The 2553-nt window shown below is 32.1% G+C and carries 4 protein-coding genes; 2 read left to right on the top strand and 2 right to left on the bottom strand.

Annotated elements, in window-relative coordinates; translation table 11 throughout:
• Positions 1-135 precede the first annotated feature (135 nt).
• Positions 136-432, bottom strand: a complete 297-nt coding sequence (locus VFS71_RS17335) for an antibiotic biosynthesis monooxygenase family protein (protein ID WP_326402851.1) — start codon at positions 430-432, stop codon at positions 136-138.
• Between the two features lie 56 nt (positions 433-488).
• Positions 489-1319, bottom strand: a complete 831-nt coding sequence (locus VFS71_RS17330) for an SAM-dependent chlorinase/fluorinase (RefSeq protein ID WP_326402850.1) — start codon at positions 1317-1319, stop codon at positions 489-491.
• A gap of 129 nt (positions 1320-1448) precedes the next feature.
• Here VFS71_RS17330 and VFS71_RS17325 point away from each other — a divergent pair, with 129 nt between their 5' ends.
• Both VFS71_RS17325 and VFS71_RS17320 read left to right on the top strand, forming a co-directional pair.
• Entirely contained in the window at positions 1449-1721 is a 273-nt protein-coding gene (locus tag VFS71_RS17325; protein WP_326402848.1) for a hypothetical protein, read from the top strand.
• 144 nt (positions 1722-1865) lie between these two features.
• A partial coding sequence (locus VFS71_RS17320; RefSeq protein ID WP_326402847.1) for a PhoH family protein occupies positions 1866-2553 on the top strand: 688 nt, incomplete at its 3' end.

Genomic DNA, 2553 nt, shown 5'->3' with positions numbered 1-2553 from the left:
AAAAGGATTTTATTTCGCGAAATACAATTGACTTCATTTATTTTTCTGTTTAATCATTTATTTGCCACAAAGCGCAAATATACTAAGTTTTTTAATCCGAAATTTGCAGTCTAAAAACTGCAATCTAAAATCTGCTTACTGTAAACTTACTAATTTATCGACGCTCCAAGCTTCTGGTTTTGCATTGAATAATTGTTTGGTAAATGTCCAAACAGTATTGAAAAGCTCTGAATTTCGATAGTTTTCCAAATCAGCTTCGGTTTCCCAATAACTATAAGTAAAAAAAATACTTTTGTTGTTTTTGTCCTGATATAGTTCGAGAAAACTATTTCCGGGAGCATTTCGTATTTTATCTTTCATTAATTCAAAGTTTTCCAAAAAGGCAGGGATATTTTCCTCGTGAAAACTCAGTTTTACTATTCGTACAAACATGTTTATAATTTATTTAATGCAAAAGCAATATCAATTTTTTTTAAAAAATATTAAGGTCAATTTTTAAATTGTATCGAAATCACATCCCTATAATTAAGTCCGAGCAATGTGCTAGCGGAACCTACAGTTAATGGATTACTTCTAAAAATGGCAATTTCAAGAAAACCAGCTTCATTGAAAATAGCCAATCTTTGACCTTCATAATACTTTACGGGATATTTATCCGAACTGGCAATGGCTGAATAATAGGGTAAAATAGTTTTGATGGATTGGTTTCTATATATAATTTCATAGTCCCTTCCTTTGACACATTCCAAAAATTGCTTTTTGGAAATATTGGTCACCACATTTCCAAAATGATCGATGTAAATTACATTTCCTTTTAATTGATTTCCATCGTCTGTAAGGACTACTTGTAAATCGGTTACTTGTTTCAAGCTTTTAATTTCTTTCCCAATTACGTTAAGAACTCCACCTTTTGCAATATGACAAGCTACTTTAACAAAAACATCCAAATCGGTAGCATCGTTATGAAGTCGATCGTGAATAGTTATTGCGACTATTTTTTGAGGAATAATTTTTTGCGAAAGCATACTTAATATGCCATTATCGGCGGCAATAAAAAAATGATCATTCCATTGCATGGCAATATGCTGATTTTCTTTATTAGATTCTAAATCGACTCCTATAATATGAACAGTCCCTTTTGGGAAACTGTCATAGGACGCCGAAATAATATAACTGGCTTCAACTGTGTTGAATGGATCGATATAATGTGAAATGTCAATAATTGTAGCGTCAGAATACTCAGATAATATTTTCCCTTTCAAAGCACCAACAAAGTGGTCTTTCAAGCCATAATCGGTAGTAAGGGTAATTATTGACATAAAATTGTTTATAACTATTGGGTTTTGTAGCGACCGAAACTTATTTTTTCTTAAATTTGAGAAATGCAAAGCTAAAGTATTTTATACTTTATTTGAACAGAATTTAATCAGAATTAAAAACAAAAATTTATGCCTAAGTTTATTGTTGTTTTTTTTCTTTTCTTTTGTAGTCTGCATTGTTTTAGCCAGAACGGTTTGTCAAATACCACAATAGATAAATCGAATTTTTCAGGCAAATCAGGCGAAATCGAAAAAGAAAAAATAGAAGCCGAAGTAGCGAGAGATATAAACGGAACCGAGATTGAATTACTTTTTAAAGACAATCTTTGTGAAATTTTATCTATTAAAGCTTCCGATTTTTTGAATGAGTCTATGTTAAAAAAATTAAAAGCTAACGTATAATTTAGAACTAGAACACTCCGGATTCTAGAAAGATGTTTTTTAGTATTATTTACCGATTTAGAAATTAAAAACTGTGATAGAAGTATTGCAGCGTAAATATTAAAATTGATTTAACTCAATTAATTAACTTAAAAACTTCTTATTTTGAACGAAAGAATCATCGAGCTCATCGACATTGCTCCAAAAGATTTTTGGGGCACTCACGACTCACACCTAGAGTCAATTAAGAAATATTATCCAAAACTAAAAATTGTCGCAAGAGGTACTACTCTTAAAGCTTTTGGAGATAAAGATGTTTTAGACGAATTTGAAAAGCGGTTTCAGCGCCTGATGTTGCATTTCACAAGATATAATACAATCGACGATAATGTAATCGAACGAGTGATTCAAAGTGACGATCAGGATGACAGAAAAGCTTTTGGTCATGACAAAATTTTGGTTCATGGCGTAGGTGGAAAAATCATTAAACCTATGACTCCCAATCAACAGTTGTTGGTTGATACGATGGAAAAAAATGATATGGTTTTTGCCGTTGGGCCAGCTGGTACTGGAAAAACCTACACAGGTGTTGCCATGGCTGTTAAAGCTCTAAAAGAAAAACAAGTCAAACGTATTATTCTGACCAGACCTGCAGTGGAAGCGGGAGAAAATCTAGGTTTTCTTCCCGGTGATATGAAAGAAAAGCTAGATCCTTATATGCAACCTTTATATGATGCATTGCGAGACATGTTGCCCAATGAAAAATTGGAAGATTATATCTTAAAAGGAATTATTCAAATAGCACCTTTGGCTTTCATGCGTGGACGAACTTTAGATCATGCTTTTGTAATTT

Origin of the sequence: Flavobacterium sp., from assembly GCF_035760125.1 — a bacterium.
GTDB lineage: Bacteria > Bacteroidota > Bacteroidia > Flavobacteriales > Flavobacteriaceae > Flavobacterium.
Note: the sequence above shows the minus strand (reverse complement) of the source record. Positions and strands in the feature narration are given on the sequence as shown.